Origin of the sequence: Sphingomonas lacusdianchii (assembly GCF_022664395.1) — a bacterium.
GTDB classification, from domain to species: domain Bacteria; phylum Pseudomonadota; class Alphaproteobacteria; order Sphingomonadales; family Sphingomonadaceae; genus Sphingomonas; species Sphingomonas lacusdianchii.
The window spans coordinates 138,479-165,450 of sequence record NZ_JAKRET010000002.1 but is presented as its reverse complement, the minus strand read 5'-3'; the positions used below and the strand labels follow the sequence as shown (position 1 = coordinate 165,450).

General features: G+C 65.8%; 25 protein-coding genes and 2 tRNA genes. 12 read left to right on the top strand and 15 right to left on the bottom strand.

The window, feature by feature from the left end:
- Nucleotides 1-77: 77 nt before the first annotated feature.
- Nucleotides 78-1,850, bottom strand: a complete 1,773-nt coding sequence (locus tag MF607_RS03445) for a methyl-accepting chemotaxis protein (protein ID WP_242116057.1) — start codon at nucleotides 1,848-1,850, stop codon at nucleotides 78-80.
- Between MF607_RS03445 and MF607_RS03440 the strand changes: the two genes are divergently transcribed.
- The gene (locus tag MF607_RS03440; protein WP_242116056.1) at nucleotides 1,837-2,097 is read left to right on the top strand and encodes a hypothetical protein; all 261 of its coding nucleotides are present in this window, start codon (nucleotides 1,837-1,839) and stop codon (nucleotides 2,095-2,097) included. The genes MF607_RS03445 and MF607_RS03440 overlap by 14 nt on opposite strands.
- Nucleotides 2,098-2,110: 13 nt before the next feature.
- Here MF607_RS03440 and MF607_RS03435 read toward each other — a convergent pair.
- Nucleotides 2,111-2,186, bottom strand: a tRNA-Lys gene (locus tag MF607_RS03435).
- Nucleotides 2,187-2,201: 15 nt separating this feature from the next.
- Nucleotides 2,202-2,678 carry a 2-amino-4-hydroxy-6-hydroxymethyldihydropteridine diphosphokinase gene (gene folK / locus MF607_RS03430; RefSeq protein ID WP_242116055.1) on the bottom strand — a complete coding sequence of 159 codons (477 nt, stop codon included), beginning with the start codon at nucleotides 2,676-2,678 and terminating at the stop codon, nucleotides 2,202-2,204.
- Between the two features lie 22 nt (nucleotides 2,679-2,700).
- Between folK and MF607_RS03425 the strand changes: the two genes are divergently transcribed.
- Together MF607_RS03425 and MF607_RS03420 are read left to right on the top strand one after the other, a co-directional pair.
- Nucleotides 2,701-3,387: a uracil-DNA glycosylase gene (locus MF607_RS03425; protein WP_242116054.1), complete on the top strand. Its 687-nt coding sequence runs from the start codon at nucleotides 2,701-2,703 to the stop codon at nucleotides 3,385-3,387.
- Between the two features lie 64 nt (nucleotides 3,388-3,451).
- Nucleotides 3,452-5,221 (top strand): DUF885 domain-containing protein, encoded by a 1,770-nt coding sequence (locus tag MF607_RS03420; protein ID WP_242116053.1) that lies wholly within the window; start codon nucleotides 3,452-3,454, stop codon nucleotides 5,219-5,221.
- Nucleotides 5,222-5,357: 136 nt separating this feature from the next.
- On the opposite strand, the gene MF607_RS03415 is transcribed toward MF607_RS03420, so the two are convergent.
- Genes MF607_RS03415 through MF607_RS03400 form a run of 4 tightly spaced genes read right to left on the bottom strand, consistent with a single transcriptional unit; the run spans nucleotide 5,358 to nucleotide 9,784 of the window.
- Nucleotides 5,358-6,059, bottom strand: coding sequence for a DUF4163 domain-containing protein (locus MF607_RS03415; protein WP_242116052.1), 702 nt, complete (start codon nucleotides 6,057-6,059; stop codon nucleotides 5,358-5,360).
- A gap of 59 nt (nucleotides 6,060-6,118) precedes the next feature.
- Nucleotides 6,119-7,471 (bottom strand): dihydrolipoamide acetyltransferase family protein, encoded by a 1,353-nt coding sequence (locus MF607_RS03410; protein WP_242116051.1) that lies wholly within the window; start codon nucleotides 7,469-7,471, stop codon nucleotides 6,119-6,121.
- Between the two features lie 5 nt (nucleotides 7,472-7,476).
- Nucleotides 7,477-8,481: an alpha-ketoacid dehydrogenase subunit beta gene (locus MF607_RS03405; RefSeq protein ID WP_277925697.1), complete on the bottom strand. Its 1,005-nt coding sequence runs from the start codon at nucleotides 8,479-8,481 to the stop codon at nucleotides 7,477-7,479.
- A gap of 10 nt (nucleotides 8,482-8,491) precedes the next feature.
- Entirely contained in the window at nucleotides 8,492-9,784 is a 1,293-nt protein-coding gene (locus tag MF607_RS03400) for a 3-methyl-2-oxobutanoate dehydrogenase (2-methylpropanoyl-transferring) subunit alpha (protein ID WP_242116049.1), read from the bottom strand.
- A gap of 181 nt (nucleotides 9,785-9,965) precedes the next feature.
- Between MF607_RS03400 and MF607_RS03395 the strand changes: the two genes are divergently transcribed.
- Nucleotides 9,966-10,526, top strand: a complete 561-nt coding sequence (locus MF607_RS03395; RefSeq protein ID WP_242116048.1) for a PRC-barrel domain containing protein — start codon at nucleotides 9,966-9,968, stop codon at nucleotides 10,524-10,526.
- Nucleotides 10,527-10,663: 137 nt separating this feature from the next.
- On the opposite strand, the gene MF607_RS03390 is transcribed toward MF607_RS03395, so the two are convergent.
- Nucleotides 10,664-12,805, bottom strand: coding sequence for a M3 family metallopeptidase (locus MF607_RS03390; protein ID WP_242116047.1), 2,142 nt, complete (start codon nucleotides 12,803-12,805; stop codon nucleotides 10,664-10,666).
- Nucleotides 12,806-12,906: 101 nt separating this feature from the next.
- Between MF607_RS03390 and MF607_RS03385 the strand changes: the two genes are divergently transcribed.
- Nucleotides 12,907-13,371, top strand: coding sequence for a hypothetical protein (locus MF607_RS03385; protein ID WP_242116046.1), 465 nt, complete (start codon nucleotides 12,907-12,909; stop codon nucleotides 13,369-13,371).
- A gap of 196 nt (nucleotides 13,372-13,567) precedes the next feature.
- On the opposite strand, the gene MF607_RS03380 is transcribed toward MF607_RS03385, so the two are convergent.
- From MF607_RS03380 to MF607_RS03370, 3 genes are read right to left on the bottom strand one after another with little or no spacing between them, the layout of a single operon-like run.
- Nucleotides 13,568-14,209, bottom strand: a complete 642-nt coding sequence (locus tag MF607_RS03380) for a DUF4893 domain-containing protein (protein ID WP_242116045.1) — start codon at nucleotides 14,207-14,209, stop codon at nucleotides 13,568-13,570.
- Between the two features lie 7 nt (nucleotides 14,210-14,216).
- Complete coding sequence (locus tag MF607_RS03375) at nucleotides 14,217-15,002, bottom strand: 3-hydroxybutyrate dehydrogenase (RefSeq protein WP_242116044.1); 786 nt, start codon at nucleotides 15,000-15,002, stop codon at nucleotides 14,217-14,219.
- Nucleotides 15,003-15,004: 2 nt separating this feature from the next.
- Nucleotides 15,005-16,165, bottom strand: coding sequence for a patatin-like phospholipase family protein (locus MF607_RS03370; RefSeq protein ID WP_242116043.1), 1,161 nt, complete (start codon nucleotides 16,163-16,165; stop codon nucleotides 15,005-15,007).
- Between the two features lie 128 nt (nucleotides 16,166-16,293).
- On the opposite strand from MF607_RS03370, the gene ypfJ reads away from it, so the two are divergent.
- Genes ypfJ through MF607_RS03350 form a run of 4 tightly spaced genes read left to right on the top strand, consistent with a single transcriptional unit; the run spans nucleotide 16,294 to nucleotide 18,272 of the window.
- Complete coding sequence (gene ypfJ / locus MF607_RS03365) at nucleotides 16,294-17,166, top strand: KPN_02809 family neutral zinc metallopeptidase (protein ID WP_242116042.1); 873 nt, start codon at nucleotides 16,294-16,296, stop codon at nucleotides 17,164-17,166.
- Nucleotides 17,166-17,633 carry a GreA/GreB family elongation factor gene (locus tag MF607_RS03360; RefSeq protein ID WP_242116041.1) on the top strand — a complete coding sequence of 156 codons (468 nt, stop codon included), beginning with the start codon at nucleotides 17,166-17,168 and terminating at the stop codon, nucleotides 17,631-17,633. Before ypfJ ends, MF607_RS03360 begins: the two co-directional genes overlap by 1 nt.
- A complete protein-coding gene (locus tag MF607_RS03355; RefSeq protein ID WP_242116040.1) occupies nucleotides 17,630-18,082 on the top strand; it encodes a YaiI/YqxD family protein in 453 nt (150 codons plus the stop codon). Before MF607_RS03360 ends, MF607_RS03355 begins: the two co-directional genes overlap by 4 nt.
- Before the next feature lie 10 nt (nucleotides 18,083-18,092).
- The gene (locus tag MF607_RS03350; protein ID WP_242116039.1) at nucleotides 18,093-18,272 is read left to right on the top strand and encodes a hypothetical protein; all 180 of its coding nucleotides are present in this window, start codon (nucleotides 18,093-18,095) and stop codon (nucleotides 18,270-18,272) included.
- A 141-nt stretch (nucleotides 18,273-18,413) separates the two neighbouring features.
- On the opposite strand, the gene MF607_RS03345 is transcribed toward MF607_RS03350, so the two are convergent.
- Complete coding sequence (locus MF607_RS03345) at nucleotides 18,414-19,403, bottom strand: NADP-dependent oxidoreductase (RefSeq protein WP_242116038.1); 990 nt, start codon at nucleotides 19,401-19,403, stop codon at nucleotides 18,414-18,416.
- 105 nt (nucleotides 19,404-19,508) lie between these two features.
- Nucleotides 19,509-20,801 carry a DUF2171 domain-containing protein gene (locus MF607_RS03340; RefSeq protein WP_242116037.1) on the bottom strand — a complete coding sequence of 431 codons (1,293 nt, stop codon included), beginning with the start codon at nucleotides 20,799-20,801 and terminating at the stop codon, nucleotides 19,509-19,511.
- Between the two features lie 214 nt (nucleotides 20,802-21,015).
- On the opposite strand from MF607_RS03340, the gene MF607_RS03335 reads away from it, so the two are divergent.
- From MF607_RS03335 to epsC, 3 genes are all read left to right on the top strand, one after another.
- Nucleotides 21,016-21,091, top strand: a tRNA-Ala gene (locus tag MF607_RS03335).
- 203 nt (nucleotides 21,092-21,294) lie between these two features.
- Nucleotides 21,295-21,546: a hypothetical protein gene (locus MF607_RS03330; protein ID WP_242116036.1), complete on the top strand. Its 252-nt coding sequence runs from the start codon at nucleotides 21,295-21,297 to the stop codon at nucleotides 21,544-21,546.
- Nucleotides 21,547-21,657: 111 nt separating this feature from the next.
- Nucleotides 21,658-22,575 (top strand): serine O-acetyltransferase EpsC, encoded by a 918-nt coding sequence (gene epsC / locus MF607_RS03325; protein WP_242116035.1) that lies wholly within the window; start codon nucleotides 21,658-21,660, stop codon nucleotides 22,573-22,575.
- 295 nt (nucleotides 22,576-22,870) lie between these two features.
- Here epsC and guaA read toward each other — a convergent pair whose 3' ends face one another.
- Together guaA and MF607_RS03315 are read right to left on the bottom strand one after the other, a co-directional pair.
- Nucleotides 22,871-24,427 (bottom strand): glutamine-hydrolyzing GMP synthase, encoded by a 1,557-nt coding sequence (gene guaA / locus MF607_RS03320; protein ID WP_242116034.1) that lies wholly within the window; start codon nucleotides 24,425-24,427, stop codon nucleotides 22,871-22,873.
- Nucleotides 24,428-24,756: 329 nt separating this feature from the next.
- Nucleotides 24,757-26,844, bottom strand: coding sequence for a prolyl oligopeptidase family serine peptidase (locus MF607_RS03315; protein ID WP_242116033.1), 2,088 nt, complete (start codon nucleotides 26,842-26,844; stop codon nucleotides 24,757-24,759).
- Between the last annotated feature and the right edge of the window lie 128 nt (nucleotides 26,845-26,972).

The following is a 26,972-nucleotide window of genomic DNA, read 5'->3' as shown; positions in this document are numbered from 1 at the left end:
CCGATCCGTTTCGGAGCATGCGACAAATATGTGGCCCCGAATTTCATCCGGGCCTGTGCGACAATCCCTCCCCAAATTCAGGCCGCAGCCGGCAAGGCCATCGCATCGCTCGCGTCGGGAATGCGGAACTGTGCCAGCGACCGCGCCAGCGCGTCCGCCCCGGTCAGCAACCGTGCCAGCGTTTCGCCCGCCTCGCCCGCCGCCACCGCGTTGCGTTCGGTGACCCGGGCGATGTCGCGCATCCGTGCATCGACATCCTGGACCTCGTCCGCCTGCCGTTCGGCCGCGCCGGCCAGATCGGTGACCAGCGTCGACATCTCCTTCACATCGCGCAGGATCAGCCCCAGCTTGCCGCTGGCGGTTCCGACCAGATCGACGCCCTCGATCGCGCATGCTCGCGCCGATGCCAGCGACTGGGCGATATCGTGGCTTGCCGCGCGCAGCCGGGCGGCAAGCTGGCTCACCTCCCTCGCGACGACCGCGAAGCCATTGCCCGCCGCCCCGGCGCGCGCCGCCTCCATCTGGGCGTTCAGCGCCAGCAGATGCGTCTGTTCGGCGATCGAGCGGACGAGTCCGGCGATCGCGCCGATCTGCTCCGAACTCTCGTCGATCCGCGCCATTGCCCGCACCGCCTCCGCCACCGTCCGACGCGATTGTTCGGCGGCGTCGCCGGTCGACTGCGCCACTTCGGCGACACGCCGCACGCCCGTGGTGTTGCGGTCGATCAATGCCGTGACCTGCGTCAACCGGTCGCCGACGATGGCGATCGCCGCCGATTGCTCGACGGTCCGCTGGGTCAGTTGCTCGCCGGCAAAGACGATGCTGCGCGTATCGCGATCGACCGCACCGACCATCTTCTGTACTCGCCCCAGCAGCCCGCCGAGCTGCGCCAGCGCCGAATCATAATCCTGCTTCAACACCGTGGCATCGCCCGACAGTCCGCCGGACAGGCGGAAGGTCAGGTCGCCGCGCGCGATCGCCGCCAGCCCGGCGCCGATGATACGGATCGTCGCGCGGTCGCGTTCGGCATCGATCCGCACCCGTCGCGCCGCGTCCTCCGCGTCGCTCGCGCGGGCCTCGATCAGCCGCTGCGCCTCGGCTTCCAGCCGCTGGTTCTCGATTCCCGCTACCCGGAACACCTCGAGGGAGCGGGCGATCCGGCCGATCTCGTCGCGGCGGCGGCGCTGGTCGACCGGCACCGTCACGGTGAAGTCGCGTCCCGTCAGGCGATCGACGATGTCGCCCAGCCGGGCAAGGGGGATCGCGATCGATCGGGTCAGCAGCCATGCCATCGCAACCGCGATCGCCAGCAGGCAGACGCCGCCGGTCCCCAGCGCCAGAAAGGCGTGCGCCATCGTTTCGTACAGTTCGTCCTCGCGCTCGGCGATACGCCGTTCCTCGATCTCGCGCAGCGACGCGATCATGCGGTTGATATAGGTGACGCGGACTTTCGGCCCGGCGGCGACCAATATGTCGGTCGCCTGCGTCCGCCCGCCCGGCCGCCGCGCGAGCGCGATCAACGGATCGCCAAACTGCCGGGTCCAGTCGGCTTGCGCGGCGACCGCCTGCTGCACCAGCGCGCGTTGTTCGGGCAGGTCGACGAGCGTCGCGAGGCTCGCCATCGACTGAACGAATTGCGCGCGCCCTTCGTAATAGGTGTCGAGATAGTCGAAATTGCCGGTCAGCAGCACGCCGCGCATCTGCGAATTCACGCGGATCACGCCTTTTTCGGCGACGTGCGACAGGCGAATGATCCGCGCGCTTTGCTGGTTCAGTTCGACCGCGTGGCGGATGGAGCCGATCTGCCCGACGACCATGCCGATCAACAGGATCGCCATGACCACCAGCATTCCGAACGCGATCGTCAGTTTTGCGCGCGTGGAGCCGTCCCGGAACCGGATGAGCGCTCTTCGTACCCGCATCGACCGACCTATCCCCTTCGCCGGCAATGGTGCCGTCGACGCCTACCGGGCCGGTTCGGACGTCGATCTTGCGATGCCGCTACGGCCGACAGAATATGCGGCCATGGCTAAGAAGCGCTTAACGGATCAATGGTTTGACGACCGCAGCCGATATCGGCCGACGTCGCGCGGATGATGAAACGGTACGGTGGTGAGCCCGTCGGGATTCGAACCCGAGACCTACAGATTAAAAGTCCGTTGCTCTACCAACTGAGCTACGGGCCCACGAAGCCCCGCCCCCTAGTCCCGCGGGCGAGCGCGGTCAACCAGTTGGTGCAGTTGCCGGACCGTCCGCCCGGTCACCGGATCGCGCCAGCCGGCGGCGATCCGGGCCAAGGGACGCAACACGAAGTCGCGCGCACGAAACGCCACATGCGGCACGGTCAGTCCCGGCCCCGACCAGCAGCCGCCCGACCACAGCACGACGTCGAGATCGATGACCCGCGATCCCCAGCGCCGCCCGCGCCGCCGCCCGAACAGCCGCTCGATCGCCTTCAGCCGCGCCAGCAACTGTGGCGGCGACAGGTCGCTGTCGAGCAGCAGGGCCGTATTGGCATAGCGCCTGAGCGACGGTCCCAGCGGCGCGCTGCCGATGATCGGCGCGACCGCCCGCACTCCGTCGAGCGCCGCGATCGCCGCACGCACCTCGCTTGCCGGCGCGCCATGCCGTCCCCGCCGGTTCGATCCGATCGCAATCGCATAGGTTGAGGTCGCCATCGCCCGCGCCTATCGCCCGCCAATGGAAAGCACCACCCCCGCCCCGCTGGACCTCGAAGCCGCCGCCGCCGCCGTCACCGAACCGTCGCGCGACTGCCCGCGCTGCCCCCGTCTCGTCGGCTTGCGCGAACAGCTTCGTGTCGACCACCCGAACTGGTGGAACGCCCCCGTTCCCATCTTGGCCGACGCCGATCCCTGGCTGGCGATCATCGGCCTCGCGCCGGGGCTGCAGGGTGCCAACCGTACCGCCCGCCCCTTCACCGGCGACCGTTCGGGGCCGCTATTCTGGGGCACGCTGATCGCTGCCGGTCTTGCCGAGGGCGTCTATACCGGCCGGGTAGAGGACGCACCGGTGCCAAGGGGTATCGCTATCATCAACGCCGTCCGCTGCCTGCCGCCGGAGAACAAGCCGTCGCCAGAGGAAATCCGCACCTGCCGCCCGTTCCTCGACGCCGATCTGGCGGCGATGCCGTCGCTGCGCGTCGTCGTCGCACTGGGGGCGATCGCGCACCAGTCGGCGGTGAAAGTGCTCGGCGGCCGCCTGCCCAAGGCGCCGTTCGGGCATCTTGCCGAACATGCCATGCCCGGCGAACGGACGCTGATCGATAGCTATCACTGCTCGCGCTACAACCAGAATACCAAGCGCCTGACGCCGGAGATGTTCGCGGCAGTGTTCGCGCGCGCGATCGAACTGCGCGAGACACGCTGAATCCGCTTGTGCAGCGGCCCCGGCCCGGTAGCGTGGCCGGCAGAGAATGAAGGGGGATTGCCGCATGTATCGCCGCCATTTCGTCGCGCTGATGGCGCTCGCGCCGCTGGCTGGCAGCTTTCCGGCGCTGGCGCAGAATGGGCCGGCCGGCGATTTCGCTCGGCTGTCGAAACGCTATCTCGACGGCATCGCGCGGTTGCACCCGGGCTATGCCACCGCGCTCGGCAACCATGCGCATGACAGCGAGGTCGAGGACCTGTCCGCCGCCGGGCGCGCCCGCGATGCGGAGTTCCTTCGCGCGACGCTGCTCGAACTGAACGCGATTCCCCGCGACACGCTGTCGCGCGACGATCAGGTCGATGCCGCGCTGCTCGACAACGACCTGCGCTATCAATTGTGGACGCTGGAGGTGCTGCAACCCTTTGCGTGGGATCCGCAGGGGGCGGCCGGTACGATCTCTGGCGGTCTTTATGCGCTCGCGGCACGCGACTTCGCACCATGGCCGCAGCGGCTGCGCGCGGCGACGCGGCGGATGGAACAGGTGCCGACCATGTATGCGCAGATGCGCGAGAGCATCGTCCCCGAACGCGTGCCCGCCATCTATGCCACTACCGTCGCAAAGCAGAATGACGGCATCCTCCAGATCGTCGAGACGATGCTGGCCCCGCATCGCGCGACGTTGAACCGCCGCGACCGGGCGAAGTTCGACCGTGCCGTCGCGACGCTGAAGACCGCGACTGCCCAACAGCAGCGCTGGCTCGACACGGTGCTGGTGCCCGCGGCCAAGGGTGATTTCCGTTTGTCGCCCGAACTGTACGACCAGAAGGTGAAATTCGCGCTGCTCTCGCCGCTGTCGCGGACCGAGATCAAGGCGCGCGCCGTCCGTGCCGCCGCCGATACCCGTGCAGAAATGTACGAACAGGCGCGCATCGTCCTGCGTGGCCGGCCCAAGGCTCCGGCGACGCCGGCCAAGCCCACACCTGCGCAGCAGCAAAAGGCGATCGAGGCCGCGCTGGAGATGAGCTATGCCCGCCGGCCGACCCGTTTGGGTGTGATGGCAAAGGCGCGCGCGACACTCGAACAGGCAACCGCCTTCGTCCGCGAGAAGAAGCTGGTGCGGGTGCCGTCCACCCCCGTCCAGATCATCGAGATGCCGAAGTTCCAGCAGGGGGTCGCCGTCGCCTATTGCGACAGCCCCGGCCCGCTCGAGAAGAATCTGGGTACCTTCTATGCGGTGTCGCCGATCCCGGCCGACTGGACCGAGGCGCAGACGACCTCGTTCCTGCGCGAATATAACGACTATATGCTGCACGACCTGTCGATCCATGAGGCGATGCCCGGCCATTATCTGCAGATTGCGCACAGCAACGAGAACGAGTCGGTGTTGCGCGCGGTGCTGTCGTCGGGGCCGTTCGTCGAGGGTTGGGCGGTCTATGCCGAGCGGGTGATGGCCGATGCCGACTATCTCGACGGCGATCCGTTGTTCAAGCTGACCGTACTCAAGATGCGGATGCGCTCGATAACCAACACGCTGCTCGACATCGGCATCCATACGGAGGGGCTGACCGAGGCACAGGCGATGAAGCTGATGATGGAAGGTGCCTTCCAGCAAGAGCGCGAGGCCGCCGGCAAATGGACCCGCGCCCGGCTGGGCTCGACGCAGCTGCTCAGCTATTTCGTCGGATATAGCGAGCATATGGACATGCGTCGCGAAGCCGAGCGGCGCGCAGGGAGCAAGTTCGACCTGATGCGCTACAACAACGCCGCGATCTCGCACGGATCGCCGCCGGTCCGGTTCGTCCGTGCGCTGATGTTCGACGAACCGATCGCGTAACTCCTTCCCGCTCCGCGGGGAGGGGACCAGCGAAGCTGGTGGAAGGGGGGTCCCCGCATACGGAACCGTCGCGCTGCGTGGCGAACCTACTCCACCACCGCGTCGCGGCGGTCCCCTCCCCGTGCCGGGGAGGATTTTATCGAACCGCAAACGCCCCGCGATATTCCGGCTTCACCGCCCGCAGAACGGCTGCCGTCACCGGCAGCGTATGCTCATACTGCCCCTCGGCATAGGAGCCGACGACATATTGGTTTGCGATCACCCCGATCCGGTCGAATGCCCGGCCGTTCGACGAGCCGAGCAGCACCGTCACATCCTTGATTGCGGGGCATTTGCCGAAAACCGCGTCCGTCCCCTCCACACCCCCGACCCGCCGCGTCCGCTCGGCGGTCATCCAGCGGCACCAGCCGGGCATGACCGCCGCCTGTAATGCGGCAGTCGATACGAACACCGCCTTAGGGTCGACACGCCGCCCGGCGCGCTTGTCCCACAACAGCCCGCCCGACGCGGTTCCGCCGTGCGCGCCGCCGCTATAGCTGTAGTCGCTGACCGACAGGCTGAGGAAGCGTGGCGTATCCGCCACGACCTTCCATTCCTTCTGCGCCTCATATTTGCGGAACGGGAACCCGTCGCGCTTGGCCTCGCGGCGGAAGGTCGCGGCGTCGCGCGCGATCGCCGCGCGTTGCTTCGCCTTGTCCGCTTCCAGCCAAGCCCTGAGCGGCGCGATCCGTGCGGCTTGCGGCGGATAGCGATAGGCGAAGTCGTAATCCGCCGACTGCCCCGATGCCGTCGGTACCACCGACAGCATCGCCGTCCCGATCAGCCACCCTGCCCGCATACCCTGCTCCCTTCGACCCGACGATCATGCCGCAGGAGAGATGACCACAGGCTGACCGATCAGTCCGCGAACAGCAGCACCGGCGTTTCGATCAGCCGCTTCAACGCCTGGACATAGCTGGCGGCGTCATGGCCATCGACGACCCGGTGATCGCAGCTGATCGACAGGTTCATCAGCTTGGCCTTCACGATCTCCTCGCCGCCGCCCGGGCGCGCGCGGAATACCGGGCGTTCGACGATGCGGTTCGGGCCAATGATCGCGACCTCCGGTCGATTGATGACCGGCGTGGTCGCGATCCCGCCCAGTGGCCCCAGCGAGGTGACGGTGATCGTGCCACCCGACAGTTCCTCCGACTTCGCCTTGCCGGTTCGCGCCGCCTCGGCCAGCCGCGCTATCTCGGTCGCTAGCTGCCACGGATTCATGTCCTGCGCGTCCCGGATCACCGGCACCATCAGCCCGGCATCGGTCTGTGCGGCCATGCCCAGATGCACCCGTCCGAACCGCGTGACCACACCGGCATCGTCGTCATAGCGCGCGTTGAGCATCGGGAAGTCGGGCAGCGTCCGGCAGATCGCGACGATCAGCAGCGGCAGCATGGTCAGCTTGGGCCGCTGGCCGCGCGCGTCGTTCAGGTCGGCCCGCATCGCCTCCAGCGCGGTGACGTCGATTTCCTCGACATAGGTGAAGTGCGGGATGTGGCGCTTGGCCGCCGCCATGTTCTCGGCGATGCGGCGGCGCATGCCGATGACCTTGACCGTTTCGTCCGGGCGGGCGCGGCTGGCGTTGGGGGCACGATAGCCCTGGGCGCTGCCGTAGCGGAGATAGGCGTCGAGGTCCGCGTGACGGATATGCGGGCCGTCATGGCGGACGGCGGACAGATCGATGCCGAGGTCGGCGGCGCGAGCACGGACGGCGGGGGACGCCAATGCTCCTCCCCGTTCACGGGGAGGGGGACCATCCGGCGTCGCCGGATGGTGGAGGGGGGTGGCCTGGTGCGGAACATCGGCGGGCGTTGCGTCCAGCGGCGCTCCCCCTCCACCATGCTGCGCATGGTCCCCCTCCCCGTGCCGGGGAGGATCTTGCCGTTCCGCTACTGGCGAGGTCGCGACTTCCTCGACACCCGGATTCTCTGCTTCGACCCGCTCGGGTTCCGCCGGCTGCACCACCTCGCCCTCGGTCTCGATCACCACCAGCGTCGCGCCGATCGCCACCTGATCGCCCGGCTCGCCCGCCAGTTCGACGACCGTGCCCGCCACCGGGCTTTCCATTTCGACCGTCGCCTTGTCGGTCATCATGTCGGCCAGCCGGCCGTCTTCCTCGACGCGGTCGCCGACCGCCACGTGCCACGCGACGATCTCGGCCTCGGAAATGCCTTCGCCGATATCAGGCAGGCGGAAAGAGAAACGTGCCATGGCGGTCAGTCCTGCATGATTTTCTTGAGCGCCTGTCCGATGCGGACCGGCCCCGGGAAATAGGCCCATTCGAGGCTGTGCGGATACGGCGTGTCGAAGCCGGTCACGCGCTCGATCGGCGCTTCGAGATGGTGGAAACAGCGTTCCTGCACCAACGCCGACAGCTCGGCGCCGAAGCCGCCCGTCCGGGTCGCTTCGTGGACGATCATGCAGCGACCGGTCTTCTTCACCGACGCCTCGATCGCCTCGATATCGAGCGGGACCAGCGTGCGCAGGTCGAGGATTTCGGCATCGATCCCGGCCGCTTCGACGGTCGCCTGCGCGACATGGACCATCGTGCCATAGGCGAGGATGGTCAGGTCGCCGCCTTCGCGCACGACCTTCGCCTTGCCCAGTTCGATGCGGTAATAGCCCTCGGGCACCTCGCCGCCAGCGTGTTTCGACCAGTTCTGCGCCGGCTTGTCCCAATTGCCGTCAAACGGGCCGTTATAAATGCGCTTGGGTTCGAAGAAGAGAACGGGGTCATTGTCCTCGATCGCGGCGATCAGCAGCCCCTTGGCATCATAGGGCGTCGAAGGGATCACCGTCTTGATGCCGCTGACATGGGTGAAGATGCCTTCGGGCGACTGGCTGTGCGTCTGCCCACCGAAGATGCCGCCGCCGAACGGCGAGCGCACCGTGATCGGCGCGGTGAAGTCGCCCGCCGAGCGATAGCGCAGCCGTGCCGCCTCGCTGACCAGCTGGTCGAGCGCGGGGTAGATGTAATCGGCGAACTGGATTTCGGGCACGGGGCGCAGGCCATAGGCGCCCATGCCGACCGCTACGCCGATGATGCCGCATTCGGTGATCGGCGTGTCGAACACGCGGGTCTTGCCGTATTTGGTCTGCAGCCCGGCGGTCGCGCGGAATACGCCGCCGAAATAGCCGACATCCTCGCCCATCACGATCACGTTCGGATCGCGATCCATCATCACGTCCATGGCGGAATTGATCGCCTGGATCATGTTCATCCGCGCCATATCAATGGCCCTCCTTGCGCGCCCAGGGCCGGCCGGAGGCTTCCTCTTCGGCCATCATCTGCGCCTGTTGTTCGCGGAGGTGCCACGGCATCTCCTCGAACACGCCGTCGAACAGCGTGTCGAGCGGCTGATGCAAACCATGGCCGAGGATACCATTGCCTTCCGCTTCCTTCTGCGCGGCGCGGACGCGCTCGGCGACCTCGCGGTCCATCGCGGCATGGGCGTCTTCGTCCCACTCGCCGATCGCGATCAGATGGGCCTTCAAGCGCGCGACCGGGTCGCCCAGCGGCCATGCCGTCGGCTCGCCAGCCGAACGATATTGCGACGGATCGTCGGAGGTGGAGTGCCCCTCGGCACGATAGGTGAAATGCTCGATCAGCGTCGGGCCGGCATTTGTCCGTGCCCGCTCCGCCGCCCACGCGGTCGCCGCATAGACCGCCAATGCATCGTTGCCGTCGACGCGCAACCCGGCGATGCCGTAGCCGATCGCTCGCGCGGCAAAGGTCGTCGCCTCTGCACCTGCGAACCCCGAAAAGCTGCTGATCGCCCATTGATTGTTGACGACGTTGAAGATGACCGGCGCGCGATAGACGGTGGCGAAGGTCAGCGCCGAGTGGAAGTCGCCCTCGGCGGTGCTCCCTTCCCCGCACCAGGTCGCCGCGATCCGGGTATCGCCCTTCGACGCCGACGCCATCGCCCAGCCGACCGCCTGCGGATATTGCGTCGTCAGGTTGCCGGAGATCGAGAAGAACCCGAAATCCTTCGACGAATACATGATCGGCAACTGCTTGCCCTGCAGCTTGTCGCCCCGGTTCGAGTAGATCTGGTTCATCATCTCGACGATCGGGTAATCGCGCGCGATTAAGATGCCCTGCTGACGATAGCTGGGGAAGGTCATGTCGTCGCGGTCGAGTGCCATGGTTCCGGCAACCGCGATCGCCTCTTCCCCGGTACATTTCATATAGAAGCTGGTCTTGCCCTGCCGTTGCGCGCGGAACATGCGTTCGTCGAACGCACGCACCGTTGCCATGTGGCGCAACATCCGCCGCAGCACTTCCGGATCGAGGCGCGGGTTCCATGGGCCTACCGCCTGCCCCTGTTCATCGAGCACCCGGACCAGCGTATAGGCGAGGTCGTGGAAGCTGTCGGGGGCGGCGGTGGTGTCGGGGCGCGGCTGCGCCCCGGCAGCGGGCACGGCGACGTCGGCGAAGTCCACCGCGTCGCCGGGACGGAATTTGGGTTCGGGCACATGCAGCGCGAGGCGCGGCAAATTGGTGCGGCTGTCGCCGGTCATGCACTCTCCATGTCGCTTCCACGTCGCCGGTTTCGGTCGCGCAGACTCGTTTCAACGCCTTGTTATATAATTTCAACGCGCTTGGCGAGAGGGGCGAAGGCCGGGCCGTTCGCTTTCGTCGGAACCACGGCCCACTTCGCCCGTATCACGCTGACAAAGCTGGGAGAATTTCGTGGAGGAAATGGCGGGATGGATCGCCCCGGCGGCGACGATGATCGCCGCGATGATGACCGCCGCGAACCTCGGCGCGCGGGTAACCGGCTGGGGATTCGTCGTCTTTTCGGTGGGATCGGTTGCGTGGACGACGGTCGGACTAACCAGCGGGCAAACGAATCTCGTGCTGTCGAACGCATTTTTGACGGTCGTCAATCTCGTCGGCATCTGGCGCTGGCTTGGGCGACAGGCGACGTACGACAAGGGCAGCAGCGCAGCGGCGGACGCAAGCGCGCGGCATCCGGTACCGTCCCTATATCCGGCCGGCGGGGTCATCGGCGCCAAGCTGACCGGGCCGGGCGGTGAGGCGGTCGGTACCGTCGTCGATGCGATGCTGGGCTGTGGCGACAATGCCATCGCCTATGTCGTGGTCAGTACCGGTGGCGTCGGTGGCGTGGGCGAAACGTTGCACGCACTCACGCCCGCAGAGTTGGTGTTCGGCAAGGATGGGGTGCGGACGGAGCTTGGCGTCGATGCCATCCGACGGAAGCCGGTGGTGCAGGCGAACCATTGGCCCGAGGCGCTGTAAAATCCTCCCCATTTTTGGGGAGGGGGACCATGCGCAGCATGGTGGAGGGGGCGGTCGGCATACGGAACCGTTGCCTACGCGGACGCCCCCCTCCACCAGCCTTCGGCTGGTCCCCCTCCCCGCAGAGCGGGGAGGAATTACTGGACAGGGAAGCCGCGGCGCTTGAACAGTGCGGTCACATCCGGGTCGCGGCCGCGGAAGGCGCGATAGGCATCTTTCCGATCGGTTTCGTTGCCGGTCGATAGCAGCGTCTTGCGGAACCGGTCCGCCGTCGCCTTGTCCCAGACATTGCCGGTGGCCTCGAACGCTGCCCAGGTGTCGGCGTCCATCGTTTCCGACCACAGATAGGAATAATAGCCCGCCGAATAGGCGTCGGAAGCGAACAGGTGATTGAACTGCGGCAGGCGGTGCCGCATCACGATCTCCTTCGGCATGCCGAGCTTGGCCAGCGTATCGCGTTCGAACGCCGCGACATCGGTCACCGGCGTCTCGCGATCATGCAACTCCATGTCGACGATGGCCGAGGACAGATATTCGACGGTGTCGAAGCCCTGATTGAAGGTCGACGACTTCTCAATCTTGTCGACCAGCGCCTGCGGCATGGGCTGGCCGGTCTGGTAATGCTTGGCATAGCGGTCGAGCACGTCGCGCGTCAGCAGCCAGTTTTCGTTCACCTGGCTAGGATATTCGACGAAGTCGCGCGGCGTGCCGGCAAGGCCCGGATAGGTCACGTCCTGCAACAGCGAATGGATGGCATGGCCGAATTCGTGGAACAGCGTCGACGCATCGTCGAGGCTGATCAGCGTCGGCTGTCCGGCCGCACCCTTCACGAAGTTGTTGTTGTTCGACGCCAGCACGTTGCGCTCGCCGCCCAGCTTCTGCTGACCGCGATAGCGCGTAGCCCATGCGCCCGACCGCTTGCCGCTGCGGGCAAAGGCATCGAAATAGAAGATGCCGACATTCTTCCCCGTGCGCGCGTCGGTGACGACAAAGGTGCGGACATTCTTTTCGAACACCGGGATCTGACCGGTATTTTCCGTGAACTTCAGGTCGTATAACCGGCCCGCCGCGTAGAAGGCACCGTCAAGGATATTGTCGAGTTGCAGATACGGCTTCACCTCGCTTTCATCGAGGTCGTATTTCGCCTTGCGGACCTTCTCCGCGTAGAAGCGATAGTCCCACGGTTCGATGGTGATGTTGGTGCCGTCCTTTGCCGCCAGCGCCTGCATGTCGGTCACTTCCTCGCGGACGCGCGCGACGGCGGCGGGCCAGACGCGCATCATCAGCGCCTTCGCATTGGCGGGCGTGCCGGCCATGGTGTCGTCCATGCGGAGATAGGCATGGTTGCGGAAACCGAGCAGCTTCGCCCGCTCCTGCCGCAATTTCAGGATGGTGGCGATCGTCGCCTTGGTGTCGTTGGCGTTGGCGTTGTCGCCGCGCATGGTGAAGGCGCGCCAGACCTTTTCCCGCAATGCCCGGTCGGTGGCATAGGTCAGCACCGGTGCGACCGACGAGCGGGTGTTCACGATCGCCCATTTGCCAGCAAGGCCGCGTTCGTCGGCGGCGGCCTTCAGCGATGCGACGAAGCTGTCGGGCAGTCCCGCCAGTTGCTTCGCATCGTCGACGACGATCCACGTCTCCTCATCGGCCAGCACCTTCTGGCTGAAATCATTATAGGCGACCGACAATTGCTGGTTGAGGCCGCTGACCTGCTGCCGCTGCGCATCGGTCAGCAGGCTGCCGCGCCGCACGAAGCTGCGATAGGTGCGCTCGAGCAACCGCAATTGCTGCGGGTCGAGATTCTGTTTCGCGCGGGTGTCGTAGGCCGCCTTGATTCGGGCGAAGAGCTTCGGGTCGAGGAACAGTTCGTCGTTGAACGCCGACAACTTCGGCGACCATTCGCGGTCGATCGCCTGCACCTCCTTGGTCGCGAGGTTGCTGGTATAGACACCCCACATCGACCCGACCCGGTCCATCATGTCCCCGGCAAGTTGCAGCGGTTCGATGACCGTCTTGAACGTCGCCGGCCGCTTGTCGTCGCGGATCGCGTGGATTTCGCGACGCATCTCCGCCGTCGCCACCGGGAAGGCGACCGGGAACATCGCCGGGGTCACCTTGTCCCATGGCGGCACCCCCTGATACGGGCCGGCCCATTTCGCGGTGAGCGGCGTGGCGTCGATCGCGGCAGCGCTGGTATTGGCGGTTTGCGGCATGGCGGCACCATGGGCCGGGAGGGCAAGAGCAGTCGTGGCAAGCAACGGGCCGAGACGTACGATCATCAACAGGTCCGTCCTAAATATCGAATATCAGCAAACTGAAAGATCGGGAGCCGCTTGGCAAGAACGGCGTTGATGCGGCAACGAAACGATACGGGGCCATCATGCAGATCACGTCCATCGCCGAACTCGACCGCGTCCGCGACGAAGCGCGCAAGCTGGTGACCAAGCGCGCGCTGGTATCGGCGGGCGCATCGGCGGTGCCGGTGCCGGGCGCCGACCTGATCGTCGATGCCAATATCCTGACCAAATTGCTGCCCGACATCAGCAGCCGTTTCGGCCTTAGCGAGAAGCAGGTGCAGGCGCTCGAACCCGATCGTGCGAAGCAGGTACTGCTGATCGCCGCCAATCTGGGCAACGGCGTCATCGGGCGGTCGATCACGCGTCGGGTGGTGACGATGCTGATCCGGCGGGTCGGCGCGCGCTATGCCAGCAAGTCGTTGCTGCGGTTCGTGCCCTTCGCCGGACAGGTCGCGGCGGCCGGCATCAGCTTCGGCGCGATGAAGCTGGTCGGCAATTCGCATATCGACGATTGTTACGAGACGGTGCGGCGGACGCTGGTGGCGTAGGACCTAATAATGGTGGTCATTCCCACGTCGGGGAGACTTCGGGGAGCGTCGCTCGACCGCTGGAAACTCCCGTACTCCGGCGAAGGCCGGGGTATGTTTGGGCAGGCCCTTCCGTGCCTACCGACGTCCCCCGGCTGGGCCCCGGCCTTCGCCGGGGTACAATAAAGAGCTTTCGCATAGGTCTTGGGCAGGGGGATCAGTCCGCCGGCACCAGTTCGATCACATCCAGCAACGATTCGAACCGGGGATAAGGTAGCACCAGCCGCCAGCGCCGTTCGCCGACCCGTTCCAGCACGCCGGCCATGTCGCGGTCGCGGTCCTGCCCATATTGCAGCGGCGCGCGCTCGTCGCCGAGCAGCAACGTGCCGAGAAAGATCGTCCGATCGCCATCGCCGAACAACAGGCCGACCGGCCGCTGCGACCCCGTCTCCTTATAGAAGCTGCGCACCCGCCCTTCATCGACGATGCGGCAGTCGAAGGCGGGATAGGCGGTGAAGTCGCGCATCGCACTGCCCGCCGCGCCCAGCTTGAACACGCGGCAGCGATAGCGCCCCGCGGGCGCCGCGCCGGCGAGGGCAAGGTCGGGCTGGAACAGTGCCCCCTGTTCCGCCACCGCCGTCGGATCGGCGGCGCGGGCACGGGGCAAGGCGGTCAGCCACGCGTCCCGCCAACGCCGCAACCGGTCGCGATCGGCCGGCGTCGCCACGCGCCGCCAGTCATCGGCGGCGGCCGGTGTCTGTGGCGGCGCAGAACCGGCGGACGCCACCCCTGCCCCGCCACCACAGCCGCCGGTCGACAGGCCGAGCATCAGGCCGGCGATGCACGCGCTGCGCTTCATGCCGCGATCATGCCGCGGTCCAGCCGCCGTCGATCGACAGGTTCGCGCCGGTAATCGCCTTGGCTTCGTCGCGGCACAGGTACAGCGCGAGGCTGGCGACCTGTTCGGACGTCACGAACTCTTTGGTCGGCTGCGCCGCCAGCAGCACATCATTCATCACCTGCTCGCGCGTGAGCCCACGCGACGCCATGGTATCGGGGATCTGCTGCTCGACCAGCGGCGTCCAGACATAGCCCGGCGAAATGCAGTTGGCGGTGATGCCGAAGGTCGCGACTTCGAGTGCGACCGTCTTGGTCAGCCCGGCCAGACCGTGCTTGGCGGTGACATAGGCCGATTTGTTGGGACTGGCGACGAGGCTGTGCGCCGAGGCGGTGTTGATGATCCGGCCCCAGCCGCCCTTCTTCATATGCGGGACCGCCGCACGGATCATGTGGAAGGCCGACGACAGGTTGATCGCGAGGATCGCATCCCATTTGTCGATCGGGAACTCCTCGATCTTCGCCACATGCTGGATACCGGCATTGTTGACGATGATATCGACCGAACCGAATTCCGCCGCCGCCTTGTCGACCATCGCCGCGATCTGGTCGGGCCTGGTCATGTCGGCCGGGTCGTAGCGGGCTTCGGCACCGCTCGCATCGGCCAGCGCGGCGCGTTCGGCCTCGATCTTCGCTTCATCGCCGAAGCCGTTGATGACGACGGTCGCACCCTCGGCGGCAAATGCCTTGGCATAGGCGAGGCCGATGCCGGAGGTGGAACCGGTGACGATCGCGGTCTTGCCTTTCAGGAACATGGCTATCCTTGGCGTTGATGGAGATGCGGGGTCAGGTCGAACGCGGCGGTCCGGCCATCGAGGATGTTCTCGGCAACGACGCGGGCATTGGCGAGGGTGTCGGCGATCGCCGCGCGGCCCGCCGCCCAATGCTCCTCCATCGCACGTGCCGAAAATTCATAGTCGCGCGCCCCGCCCTCCCAGCGATTGGCGCGGTAGATCAGGTGGACGAGGCTCAGGGGATGTTCGTCGGCCATCGCCTCCAGCGCGCGGACATCGGCATCGTCGCGTAGCTCGACCGGCAGCTTGGCGACCAGCCGCCGGATCAACTCGCGTTCCTGCCGCAGGCGCAGCCGCTCGGCAGTCACCTGTCGCGTACGGCTGGAGAAGCGGATTTCCTTTTCGCGCGCCACCACGTCGCCGATCGTACGCGGCAGGGTCGCTTCGGCGGAGAACAGATCGACCTGGAACACCAGCATCGGATCGCGCTGATGGTCGAGGATATGGGTCAGCGGGGTGTTCGACACCAATCCACCGTCCCAATACCAGCGCCCGTCGATCTCGACCGGCGGCAGGCCCGGCGGCAACGCGCCCGACGCCATGACGTGCCGCGCGTCCAACCGTTCGCGCGCGCTGTCGAAATAGACGAAATTGCCGCTTTCGATATCGACCGCGCCGACCGACAGCCGGACGGGCCCGTCATTGACCCGGTCCCAGTCGACCAGCCGGTCGAGCGTATCGCGCAGGGGCGTCGTATCATAATAGCTGAGCGCGGCGGCGGTGCCCGGTGCGGCGAATTGCGGCGCCGTCCCGCGCGGACGGAAGAAGCCGGGTACGCCGGTCGCGAGCACCACGCCGGCCGACCATTCATGCACCCATTCACGCACGCGGTCGTCGGGCAGGATCGGAAACCATGGCAGCACGCTTGCCGCCTGTTGCCAGAAGGCACGCAGCCGCGCGACGCGACATTCGGGCGCGTTGCCGGCAAAGATCGCGGCGTTGATCGCGCCGATCGAAATGCCCGCGACCCAATCGACCTCGATCCCGGTTTCGTCGAGCCGTTCGATCACCCCGGCCTGATAGCTGCCAAGCGCACCGCCCCCCTGCAACACAAGCGCGACGCAGTCGGGGAGCGGCAGGCCGGGCGGGGATACTCGGCGCAGGCGGGGATCGGCTTCGGCCATTCTGGACACTTTGCGCGTTATACGAACCGGGTTCAACGCCCGTACAACCGAATTCATGCAGACCGGTTGCAACGCAGGCGGCGTTTCGCGCATTTCAGTACGCAGCTTCAACGAACGGACCGCCGCCCATGCGCCTCGACGATCTCGATCCATCCAGCAACGTGCGGGACCTTGGCCAAGGCGGTGGCGGCGGCGGTGGGCTGAACCTGCTGGGATTCCTGCCGCTGTTGCTCGGACGCGGGCTGGGTTGCGGCACGATCGGCGTCATCGCCGTCATCGCCATCGCCTTCCTGATGTTTTCCGGTGGTGGCGGTTTGCTGACGGGTGGCAGTCAGGCGCCGACAGCGCAACAGGGATCGGCGCAGGGCAACGTCCCGTGCGACACCGCCGAGGAACTGTTCGCCTGTCGAGTACTGGCATCGACCGAACAGGTCTGGGGCCAGATTTTCCAGCAGCAGGGGCAACGCTACCCCGCCCCGACGCTGAACTTCTATCAGCGTGGCGCGCAATCGGGCTGCGGCGCGGCGCAGTCGGCAATGGGACCATTCTATTGCCCGCCCGATCGCGGAGTGTATCTCGACACCAGCTTCTTCCGCGAATTGTCGCAGAAGTTCGGCGCGCGTGGCGATTTCGCCCAGGCCTATGTCGTGGCGCATGAGGTCGGCCATCATATCCAGAACCTGACCGGACAGGCCGAAGCGGTCAGCCGCGCGCAGCAGACGCTGCCCAAGGCGCAAGGCAACGCGCAGTCGGTCCGGCTCGAATTGCAGGCGGACTGCTATGCCGGGGTATGGGGCAAGCGGAGCAGCCGGATGGAGCCGGGCGATCTTCAGGAAGGGCTGACCGCTGCCGAAGCGATCGGCGACGACACGTTGCAGGGTAGCGCGGCCTCGCCGGAGACCTTCACCCATGGAACCTCCGCACAGCGCGCCTATTGGCTGAAGCGCGGCTATGACAGCGGCGATCCGGCGCAGTGCGATACCTTCTCGGGCGCGATCTGATGAGCGTTGCGTTCCGCCGGGAAGACGATGACGAACACAAGGAACCGCGGTTCGAACTGCCGCTGCCGCCCGGGCCCAATCTGGTCACGCGGCGGGGGCTGGAGGCGATGGCAGGGCAGGTCGCACGGCTGGAGGCCGAACTGGCCGCGGTCGAGGGCGATGCCGAACGGACGACCGCAATCAAGCGCGACCTGCGCTATTGGCGGACACGCCATTCGACCGCCGAGATCGCGCCGGTTCCCGAGGACGAGGTCGCATTCGGATCGCGGGTGACCTATCGGCTGAACGGGCAGGTGAAGACGATCGAACTGGTCGGCAGCGACGAAGCCGATCCGGCGGCGGGCCGCATCCCGTTCACCGCGCCGCTCGCCGTGGCGCTCACCGGGTTGATGGCGGGCGAGACGGCCGGTTTCGGCGGGCGGGCCGATGCGATCGAAGTGATCGAGACCGGTCCGATCGAGCCATGATCCGCATCCTAGTCGATGCCGATGCCTGCCCGGTGAAGGACGAAGTGTACCGTGTTGCCGAACGGCACGGTGCCAATGTGGCGATCGTCAGCAACAGCCATATGCGCGTACCGCTGGTGCCATGGGTCGAACGGGTCGTGGTGTCGGACGGGTTCGATGCCGCCGACGACTGGATTGCCGAGGCTGCCGACAAGGACTGCGTGGTGGTGACCGCCGACATCCTGCTCGCCGATCGCTGCCTGAAAGCGGGGGCGACGGTCCTTGCGCCGAACGGCAAAGCGTTCACCGGCGCATCGATCGGCGGCGCGATCGCGACGCGGGCAATCATGGCCGACCTGCGCGCGGGCGGCGAGCAACTGGGCGGACCGCCGCCATTTGCGAAGACCGATCGCTCGCGCTTCCTGCAATCGCTCGACACTGCACTGGTCCGGTTGGCACGGGGGCGATAGGAGAGACGGCATGGCCGAAAAATTCGAACGTCACCGCCAGCCGTGGCGGCCCGATGAAATCCAGAAGCTCCATCAACTCGCCGGCAAGGGCATGGCGTTGAAGGCACTCGCCAAGGCGCTGACGCGCAGCGAGGAATCGATCAAGCAGCGGGCGAAGGAAGATGGACTGAAGATCGCCAAGCTGCATTGATTACAAATCCTCCCCGGCACGGGGAGGGGGACCGTCCGCAGGACGATGGAGGGGGCTATCCGAGTTTCGGAACCGTAGTAGTTGCGGCCAACCCCCTCCACCATGCTACGCATGGTCCCCCTCCCCGTTTCGGGGAGGATTTTAGGGGCGGACCAGCATCTTGCCCTTGTTCTTGCCGCTGAACAGGCCGAGGAACGCGTCGGGCGTCGCCTTCAGCCCCTCGACCACCGTTTCCTCGCGCTGGAAGGTACCGCCGGCGACAATCTCGCCCATGCCCTGATGGAACTCGCCGATCCGGCCCATAAAGTCGCTGACAATGAATCCCTGTACGCGAATCCGCGCCGCGATGACGCGCATCAGATAGCGCAGGCTGGTCGGTTCCGACGCGTTATAGCCATCGATCATCCCGCAAATGGCGAAACGCGCGCCCTGTCTGGCATGGGCCAAGGCCGCATCGAGATGGTCGCCGCCGACATTGTCGAAATACACGTCGATACCGTCCGGCGCGGCAGCACCCAGTGCCTTTACCAGCGGCACGTCGCCCTTGTAATCGATGACGTGGTCGGCGCCGAGCGAGCGGACCCACGCCGTCTTGTCGCTGCCGCCGGCCGAACCGACGACCGTCATACCCTTCGCCTTGGCAATCTGCACTACGGTCGAACCGACCGCACCTGCCGCTGCCGAGACGAACACCGTGTCGCCGGCCTTCGCCTCGGCAACGGCCAGCAGTCCGAACCACGCCGTCATGCCCGGCATGCCGAGCGCGCCGAGGAACGCCTGATCGGGAATGCCAAGGTCGGGTAGCTTCTGCACGCCTTTGGCCGGGACGATCGCCTCGTCACGCCATCCCGCCATATGCTGGACATGCGTGCCGACCGGCAGGTCGGTTGCCCGGCTTTCGATCACCTCGCCCACGGCACCGCCGTCCATCGGCGCGTCCAGCGCAAAGGGCGGCACATAGCTTTTCACATCGTTCATCCGCCCCCGCATATACGGGTCGACCGACAACCAGCGATTGGCGATGCGAACCTCTCCCTCCGCCAAGTCGCGTACCGGCAGATCGCGCAACGCGAAATCGTCCGCCACCGGCATTCCGTTCGGCCGCCGCACCAGATGCCACGCCTTTGCCATGCTCGTATCTCCAAATCAGTTTCGATGAGCAACTAACGCGAACGACAGGCAAAGCAAAGGGGGCCGGTTTCCCGACCCCCTCCGCCTGTCGCCGCTGCGAACCGATCAATAGGTTCCGGGGAAGCTGCGATTGAGGTTCGTCTCGCTGTCGCTCGACGCATTGGTGTTCGTGCCGCCGAGTCCGGTGCCCGCGCTGGTCGACGTCCCCGCCCCCAGCGCCTGGCCGGTGGTCGCAGTCGAACCACCGCCGGTCTGGCCTGCAGTGCGGTTGGTATCGCTGTTCCGGTCGCTGCCGAACCGGTCGTTGCCATAGGCGCGCTGCGACGACTGGTTGCCGAACATCGCCTGCTGCTCTTCCTCGTCGCGCCACGCCTTCTTGGCTTCGCTGGCGCTCTTGCGCAGCTTCACCTTGTCATCGACCGATTCGACCCAACGCGACGGGATCGAGTGATGATGACCACCAGCGTCGACATCATTCTTGGTCAGGATGATACGATCGCCACGGACCTTGTCCACCGTGCCGACATGTTCGCCGTCTGAGCCCAGCACTTCCATATGCTCGGTGACCTTGGTCAGGCTGTCGCGCTGCGTCTGACGTTCGGTCCGGAATGCGGTGAACTCGTTCTGGAAACGCGTCGCGTTTTCCTGCCGATATTCGTCGTAATCGCGGTCGAAGGCGCTGACCTGCGTATCGCGCCACGAACGATATGCATGGTCGCTGTGCCGGTCGTCATAGCGGGCCATGCGCTCGTCATATTGCTGGTCGCGTTCGCGACGGCGCTCGGCATCCTCATCGCCGAACCACGAGCGAACCTCGTCGCCTGCCCGCGCCAGGAAGCCGCGATCGTCGGCATCATAGTCGAGATTGTCGCGGTTCTGGTTACGGTCGGTCCGATAACGATCGTCGCCGCGATTGCGTTCGCGATACCGGTCGTCGCCACCGAAGCGATTGTTGTCATTGTCACGATAATCGGCGAAACGATGGCCGTCGCTGGCATAGCTGCCCTGATAGCGACCGCCCTGCGATCCGTAGCTGCTGGAGCCGCGATCGTTCTGGTCGAAGTCGCGGCTGCCATAGCCCCGGTTGCGGTCGGCACCATAGGTCGATCCATAGGAACGGCTGCCGCCCGACGAACCGCCATAATAGTCGCGACCGCGGTTGTCGTCACGGTCGTCGCGCTGCCACGACGATCCGCCATAATTCTGCTCGCCATAGCCCTGCGACCGGCCCGAGCCGTAGCCACGCGCGCCGTATCCCTGCGACCCGCCATAGCTGCCGCGCGATCGATCGTCGCGGTCCCGCCAGCGGCCTTCGTCTCCCGACCGGTCGTTCGACGACGAATCGTCACGTCCCGAATAGCGATCATAGCCCATGAAAATCTCCTGCAGATGGTTCATGTTATCGCGGCGCAGCAGCGCGGGCTGCCATGTCGTACGCGAACAAGCTTCGACCCTGCGGTTGGTTCCAGCCCCAGATATGGGTCACGACGAAGAGCGCCTTCGGCACGATCGGTCGCCGTCCGATAATTTGTAGGAGACGATGCGCGAGACCCGTTGCATCGGTCGAAACGGCCAGCTAAGGGAGCGGCCCCGGCTTAGCCGGATGAGGGGCGGGGCTGTAGCTCAGATGGGAGAGCGCTGCAATCGCACTGCAGAGGTCAGGGGTTCGATTCCCCTCAGCTCCACCACCCCGAACCGCCACGGATCCCCCGGCACCATTACTCGCGTCATCGATCGCACCGTACCGGCCAGTATCCGATGCGCATATGCGCGCCGCGATGATAGCCGAACATTACCCTACTAAAGTAATGGGATTATAGTCTCCCCGGTTCCGCTGGATACAACAGGCGCTGCAACGGTCGCTTCCGGGCGGCGAACAGGGAGATCAGGTTTGACCAAATTCATCGCACCGCTGGCGGCTTTCGCGCTGGTCGGGCTGGCCGGCTGTTCGGGCAACGAGCCGACCAGCGACGCCAACGCATCGTTCGAGAGCAACCTAACCTCGGTGGACGAGCCGCTGACGAACGATGCCGCATTTGGCAACGAAGCCCTGTTGTCGAACGATACCACGCTCGCGACCGATCCGACGCTGAACGCATCGGGTGTCGAACCCACGCTGAACACCACCGGCAACAGCTTCTGAGTTTCGCCGCGCTCCGGCGCGGTGCCCGTGACGCTTTGGTAGCTCCCTAAGCGTAACCTCCGGCCGGGCGTCGTCATGTCGCCCGGCCCTTTTTGTTTCGAAGCGATCCGCATGGCCCAAGCAGACGACGACCGCCGCCGCATCATCGATCACGCGACCCGCGCCCTGTCGAGCGCGCGCATGGCTTGGCGACAGGCGCAGCCCAGCCGACAGCAGCCGGCGATCTTTCCCTCGCGGGCGACGCTGCAGCAGGCGGTCGAGCTATTGTCGCATGCCCTTTTCCCGGGACGGATTGGCGGGTTTGCCGGCGGGGCGGCAGCGGAGGACGGGTTCGTCGCCGGCCGACTGGATAAAGCATTCGCCCTGTTGGACGAAGCGATCCGCGCGGAATTCGCCTATTGGCAGGACGTGTCGGCGATCGATTTCGCGCCCGACCGTCCGGCGGAGATCTTGCGCCTGTTCGCGGGTACGCTGTCGCGGGTGCGGGCGTTGATCGATACCGATGTCGCGGCGATCTTTCGCGGCGATCCGGCGGCGCGCAGCGTCGACGAAATCCTGATCTGCTATCCCGGCGCGATCGCGATCCTGCACCACCGGCTGGCACATGAACTCGATGCGTTCGGCGTGCCGATCGTCGCGCGGATCCTGTCGGAGATCGCGAATGAACGCACCGGGATCGACATCCATCCGGGCGCCACGATCGGTCCGGGCTTCTTCATCGATCACGGCACCGGCGTGGTAATCGGCGAGACCGCGGTCATCGGCGCGCGGGTGCGGCTGTACCAGCATGTCACGCTCGGCGCCCGCACCCCCCATCGCTCGCAACCCCGCACCCAGAGCGGCCCGTTCGCCGAGCGGATCGCGCGGCATCCGATCGTCGGCGACGATGTCGTCATCTATGCCGGGGCGACGATCCTCGGCCGGGTGACGATCGGCGACCGCGCGGTGATCGGCGGCAATGTCTGGCTGTTGCAGGACGTGGCAGCGAACACCATCCTCATGCAGCCGGAGGCGGTGGCGGTCGGATAGGGTCCGGGCGTCGATCGCCACGCGCCTGATCGAGCTGACCGGAAACGTCGCCCCAGCGGAGGCCGGCACATTGTGCGGCTCTTGTCCCGCGCCATCACCGGGAGATTCCAGCCTGCGCTGGGATGACGTCTGGTTCGATTTAGATGGATCAGTCTCTAACGTCAGCACCCCGCTTGCGCGGGGCGAATGATCCGGGGCCGATCGTCCCCCGGACGATCGTCTTTCTGTGCAGCGACCGGCTATCGCCGGCCGAATGACACGGCACAAATCGTCCACCGGACGATTTGAGTCCGCGTCATTCCCATTCGATCGTGCCGGGCGGCTTGCTCGTATAGTCGTAGGTGACGCGGTTGATGCCCTTCACCTCGTTGATGATCCGGGTCGCCACGCGCGGCAGGAAGTCGCCGGGGAACTGGAACGCCTGCGCGGTCATGCCGTCGGTCGAGGTGACCGCCCGCAACGCCAGCACATTGTCATAGGTGCGGCCGTCGCCCATCACCCCGACGCTGCGTACCGGCAGCAGCACCGCAAACGCCTGCCAGATCGTATCGTACAACCCCGCGTTACGGATTTCCTCAAGGTAGATCGCATCCGCCTTGCGCAGGATATCGCAGCGTTCGCGGGTCACTTCGCCCGGGATACGGATGGCGAGGCCCGGTCCCGGGAACGGGTGGCGGCCGACGAACACATCGGGCAGGCCCAGTTCGCGACCCAGCGCGCGGACCTCGTCCTTGAACAGTTCGCGCAAGGGTTCGACCAGCGCCATGTTCATCCGCTCGGGCAGGCCGCCGACATTGTGATGGCTCTTGATCGTCACCGACGGACCGCCGGTGAAGCTGACGCTTTCGATCACATCGGGGTAGAGCGTGCCCTGCGCGAGGAACTGCGCGCCGCCCAGCTTGTTCGCCTCCGCCTCGAACACGTCGATGAAGGTCTTGCCGATGAACTTGCGCTTGGCCTCCGGGTCGGTGACGCCGGCCAGACCGTCCATGAACAGGTCCTGCGCATCCACATGGACCAGCGGGATATTGTAGTGGCCGCGGAACAGGCTGACGACCTGTTCGGCCTCGCCCGCGCGCAGGATGCCGCCGTCGACGAATACGCAGGTCAGCTGGTCGCCGATCGCTTCATGGATCAGCAGCGCCGCGACCGAGGAGTCTACCCCGCCGGACAGGCCACAGATGACCTTGCCGTCCCCGACCTGCTCGCGGATTTCGGCGATCTTCGCCTGACGGAATTCGGCCATCGTCCAGTCGCCGGTCAGACCGCAGACGTGGCGAGCGAAATTGGCGATCAGCTTGCCGCCATCGGGGGTGTGGACGACTTCCGGATGGAATTGCACGCCATAATAGCGCCGTTCGTCATCGGCGACGACCGCATAGGGTGCGCCGGGACTGGTCGCGACGGTGCGGAAGCCGGGGGCGAGCGCGGTGACCTTGTCGCCATGGCTCATCCACACCTGATGCCGGTCGGTCTTCGCCCAAAGCCCGTCGAACATCGCGCAGTCGTCGCCGACTTCGATATAGGCTTCGCCGAACTCGCCCGAATGCCCCTTCTCGACATTGCCGCCCAGTTGCTGGGTCATGACCTGCTGGCCGTAGCAGATGCCGAACACCGGCACGCCCGAATCGAAGATCGGCTTCGGCGCGCGGGGGGAGCCTTCGTCGCACACCGATGCGGGACCGCCCGACAGGATCACGCCCTTGGGCTGCATCCGGGCGAACGCTTCCTCGGCCTTCTGGAACGGGGCGATTTCGGAATAGACGCCGGCCTCGCGCACGCGACGCGCGATGAGCTGCGTCACCTGGCTGCCGAAATCGACGATCAGGATGGAGTCGGGGGTCTCGTTCATCCGCACCCGATAGCAGAGCTTGGGGGGTGTGCCAGCCCTTTGGGGTTCGTGCTTTCGGCGAAGAAGGGGGTGGGTTCACGCGAAGGCGCGGAGACGCGAAGGGAGAAGAAGGTAGTTTTCGCGCAGAGGCGCAAAGGGCGCAGAGGGGTTACGCTCCGAGCGATCCTCCCGAGATCAGGAAACAGGTTCGCGCTGTCACGGCGTTGAAGGCCGCTGTCGCGGCACAGAGCTGTCACGACCGCAACCCCTCTGCGCCCTTTGCGCCTCTGCGCGAACCAAATTTCTTCTCTCCGCGCCTTCGCGCCTTCGCGTGAAAACAAGCCTTCGCCCTACCCGATCGGCTTCACCTGCATGCCGGTCCATTTGGCGATGAACGCCCACAGATCGGCGGTTTCCTCGATCACCTTGTCGGTCGGCTTGCCCGATCCGTGGCCGGCGCGGGTTTCGATCCGGACCAGATGCGGCTTCGGCCCCAGGTCCTTCGACTGGATCATCGCGGTATATTTGAAGGTGTGGCCGGGCACGACGCGGTCGTCGGTATCGGCGGTGGTCGCGAGGATCGCCGGATAGGTCACGCCCGCCTTGACGTTGTGATAGGGCGAGTAGCTGAGCAGGTTGCGGAAATCGGCTTCCTTGGCGGGCACACCATAATCATCGACCCAGTAGCGCCCGGCGGTGAAGCGGTCGAAGCGCAGCATGTCCATGACGCCCACCGCCGGCAGGGCGGCGGCGAACAGGTCAGGACGTTGATTGACGACAGCACCGACCAGCAGACCGCCATTCGACCCGCCCTGAATCGCCAGCTGTCCCTTGGACGTCACGCCCTGTGCAATCAGGTCTTCGCCGGCACCGATGAAGTCGTCGAACACATTCTGCTTGTTCAGCAGCTTGCCGCCGTCATGCCATTCCTTGCCATATTCGCTGCCGCCGCGAATATTGGCGACGGCGAGCACGCCGCCCTGTTCGAGCCACGCGATCCGCCCGGCGGAGAACCCCGGCAGGATCGGCACGTTGAACCCGCCATAGGCGTAGAGCAGCGTCGGCGCCGGCCCCTTCACATCCTTGCGCTTGACGATGAACATCGGGACCTTCGTCCCGTCCTTCGACGCATAGAAGCGCTGGCGGACATCATATTGCGCCGGGTCGAAGGCGACCTTCGGAGTAGCCCATGGCGTCACCGCGCGGGTCGCGACGTCGTAGCGGTAGATGGTGGTCGGTGTGGCAAAGCTCGAAAAGGCGAAGAAGCCCTCGTTGTTGTCGAGTTCGCCGCCGACGCCACCGACCGTGCCGATGCCCGGCAGTTGGATGCTGCCGTCGGGCTTCCCGTCTAGCGTGAAGCGCTTCACCTCGGTCTTGGCGTCGACCAGATAGGCCGCCATGATCCGCCCGCCGACCAGCGACGCGCCGTTCAGCACCGCCTTGTCTTCGGCCACCACTTCCTTTGGCGTCGGGTTCGCAGCCGCCATGTCGAGCGTGACGATGCGCAGCCGCGGTGCGCCCTGCGTGGTCGTCAGGTACAGCGTGCTGTCCTTCGATCCGATCGTCGACCAGTCGACATTGTCGGTGTTGACGATCGTCCGCGGCTTGTCGTTGGGCTTGGTGAGGTCGAGCACCGCGATCTCGGTATGATCGCCGGGGCCGCTCGTCGAGATGACGAGCCAGCGGCCGTCATCGGTGATGCCGGGATAGAAGGTGTAGCGCGGCTGGTCGGGCCGTTCGTAGATCAGCCGATCGGCGCTTTGCGGCGTGCCGAGCTTGTGGAAATAGACCTGCGCGTTCAGGTTCTGGCTCTGGAATTCCTGCCCCTTTTCCGGGGTCGGGAAGCGGGCATAGTAGAAGCCCGATCCGTCCTTCACCCACGACGCGGACAGGCCGTACTTCACCCAGTCGATCTGGTCGTCGAGCGTCTTTCCGGTATCGACGTCGAGCACGCGCAGCTTGCGCCAGTCGCTGCCGCCGTCCTGGATCGAATAGAGCAGCCGCTTGCCGTCCTTCGACGGGGCCCATTCGGCAAGCGCGGTCGCACCGTCCTTCGACCAGCCATTGGGATCGATCAGCACCCGCCCCTGCCCGTTCAGGCTGTCGCGAACGTAGAGCACCGACTGATTCTGGAGTCCCGAGTTGCGGCTGTAGAAATAGCGGCCGCCCTCCCGCGCCGGCACGCCGAAGCGTTCATAGTCGAACAGCTTCGTCAGGCGCTGCTTGAAGATGTCGCGGCCGGGCAGCGTCGCCAGATAGGCGTCGGTCACCTTATTCTGTGCCGCGACCCATGCCGCGACCTCGGGATCGTTGCGGACGTCGTTTTCGAGCCAGCGATAGGGGTCGGCGACCTTCACCCCGAACTGTTCGTCGACCTGATCGACGGTGCGGGTCTGGGGATAGGCGATGCTTTGGGCAAGGGCGGTCGTGCTGGTCATCAGGCAGGCAATCGCGACAAGGGCATGGCGGTACATCGTTGCTCCATGGGCAGGCGGCCGGACCGGTATCCGGTGTTACCGACTACGATAGGCCCTGCTTCGTCCCGCGCAACCCCGCGATACAATGT